Below are 1153 nucleotides of genomic sequence, written 5' to 3'. Positions count from 1 at the left end.
ATCAGGAGTATATTGTGGCAAGAGCCTGGGTATCAAGAATGAAAGAGGCGTTTCAACGTGCCGACCTTGCGTATCTGAATCTGAAAGCAGACGCAAAGATCAGCGCATTCAGCAGGATCATAATATTACTCAGACGGCTGGTTGAGGATGCCGAGCGTTATGTAAGCCGCATGCCTGAAAAGGGTGAAAAATTCGCCTCTGGCCTCCAAGAAGATCTCTCGCACCTTCTGGACACACTGGAACAGAGTCTCAGTTGAGCGGGCCGTCTAATATTGCACCTGCGTACAGAAGATACCCCATTCCTGTCATTTAACGCCGAATGACAGGAAGGAACTGTCTGGACTGGGTAACGCCCTGGTGGCCAGTTTTCCCGAGGATTAAGCACCTGGCACCGGTCTGTCCGGCTTGTTGCGTATTCTAGCGAAGATGAACACTTATTCCGGAGGGACGTGAATGCGTTATTTCCTAGCGCCCTGACTTCTTTTTATAACACTTACCGTTCACTTTCAGTCAACCTGTGTCAGTCGTTTTCTCATCGATTCAACTTTCATTTCCAGCCGATGTGCGTTATGCATCAGGCGGTCTAGGATGGCATCGGCCCGCGAGTTATCTCGCATACACCTGTACTGTGAAAATCCATGCAACAGTAGGAAAATATTACAAGACATGAGTCATGTTACTGTTCACAGACGATAGAATCATCATTTTCAGGTTCATAACTGTTGCGTAGTACCCGGATTCGTATCTGAAGATATTCCACTTCCCCGTTGGCCAACTTGGTGGGTGTGGTAATACTGACCAGCTCACTTGCAAATATTAGTTCCTTCTCTGGCATGGAATTTACCCGCCATATTATGGAACTACTTTTAAACAGCCTATATAGATATTCAAGGTCGCTGTTATCTACAGCAATTCTCCACAGTAGTTCACTACACCGGTTAAAGAGCCCGTCCAGTCTCTGGCAAAACAGATAGTGATAGGCTCGTTTCAGTTCAGCTATAACCTCAGGTGTAAACCGGAAATATTCTTCTGCCTCCAGTACGGATTCATATTTGGAAATCAGGGCCCGCACGCGAGTATAAAGCCCTGTCTCACTGTGATTTATCACGTTATCAACGTACTGATCTTTGTTGTTACTGAGTAGGGCATATAA

General features: G+C 46.2%; 2 protein-coding genes and 1 pseudogene. 1 reads left to right on the top strand and 2 read right to left on the bottom strand.

Annotation, left to right across the window (positions count from 1 at the left end):
* A partial coding sequence (locus CWM53_RS08770; RefSeq protein ID WP_206062613.1) for a hypothetical protein occupies positions 1–257 on the top strand: 257 nt, incomplete at its 5' end.
* Between the two features lie 249 nt (positions 258–506).
* Here the strand turns inward: CWM53_RS08770 and CWM53_RS31895 are convergent.
* Together CWM53_RS31895 and CWM53_RS31655 are read right to left on the bottom strand one after the other, a co-directional pair.
* A pseudogene (locus tag CWM53_RS31895) lies at positions 507–626 on the bottom strand (ATP-binding protein); the annotation flags it as partial.
* A gap of 50 nt (positions 627–676) precedes the next feature.
* Positions 677–1153, bottom strand: a 477-nt coding sequence (locus CWM53_RS31655; protein ID WP_206062612.1) for a hypothetical protein, incomplete at its 5' end; no start/stop codon positions are given.

This window comes from Klebsiella sp. A-Nf5, assembly GCF_002810545.1.
GTDB lineage: Bacteria > Pseudomonadota > Gammaproteobacteria > Enterobacterales > Enterobacteriaceae > Klebsiella > Klebsiella variicola.
Note: the sequence above shows the minus strand (reverse complement) of the source record. Positions and strands in the feature narration are given on the sequence as shown.